Source organism: Yersinia sp. Marseille-Q3913 (assembly GCF_963892745.1).
In the GTDB taxonomy this organism is placed as follows: Bacteria; Pseudomonadota; Gammaproteobacteria; order Enterobacterales; family Enterobacteriaceae; genus Yersinia; species Yersinia bercovieri.
The window spans coordinates 1-939 of the sequence record NZ_CAWQAF010000085.1; the positions used below are offsets into that span (position 1 = coordinate 1).

Consider the following 939-nt stretch of genomic DNA (forward strand, 5'->3'; position numbering starts at 1 on the left):
CTGATTCAGACTCTGGGCTCTTCCCCGTTCGCTCGCCGCTACTGGGGGAATCTCGGTTGATTTCTTTTCCTCGGGGTACTTAGATGTTTCAGTTCCCCCGGTTCGCCTTGCATGGCTATGTATTCACCATGCAATAGTGCAACGAATTGCACTGGGTTTCCCCATTCGGGTATCGTCGGTTGTCACGCTTCATATCAGCTTACCGACGCTTTTCGCAGATTAGCACGCCCTTCATCGCCTCTGACTGCCTAGGCATCCACCGTGTACGCTTAGTCGCTTAACCTCACAACCCGAAGGTGTCTTTTCTTTATTGGTGTGGCTGCGAACACACTCTGCGTCGTTGTGCAGTGCGCGCAATCCTCATGAACATGAAGTTCACTCCGGGTGCTGTGCGCTGTACGCCTTGCCGGGTATCTTCTCGCTCACACTGCAACAGTGAATTAACACATCGCATTGCGATTATTTGAGAGACTCTAATACCGATTACTCCTTATCTCAGTACATCTACGGAGAGATAAGTTTCAGCTGTATTGTTTCAATTTTCAGCTTGTTCCAGATTGTTAAAGAGCAATATCTTAAACACGACTTGTTAAAGTCATCTTTAAGATATTTTTAGTTCATAAAGAACCGGTGGATAATGTCTTTCACACATTATCGGAGTGGCGTCCCCAAGGGGATTCGAACCCCTGTTACAGCCGTGAAAGGGCAGTGTCCTAGGCCTCTAGACGATGGGGACACGAAATTTGACTCTCGAAGCACTGCTTCGAGAATTTCGTGTAGAGGCGAGAATTTGCCTGCAAATTCAAGCGACTGATGCAGTCAATACTCGATTTTGCGATGCACGTCTCACCCACCTACAGCAGGTTACCTTGCTCATTACATTCATCAGACAATCTGTGTGGACACTGCGCAATGCGTATCGTGAGGTAAGGAGGTGAT

At 47.9% G+C, this 939-nt stretch carries 1 tRNA gene and 1 rRNA gene; both read right to left on the bottom strand.

Features of this window, described 5'->3' with window-relative positions:
* Positions 1 to 283: ribosomal RNA gene (locus AACW11_RS19155) — 23S ribosomal RNA — on the bottom strand; the annotation flags it as partial.
* A gap of 377 nt (positions 284 to 660) precedes the next feature.
* Positions 661 to 736 (bottom strand) — tRNA-Glu (locus AACW11_RS19160).
* Between the last annotated feature and the right edge of the window lie 203 nt (positions 737 to 939).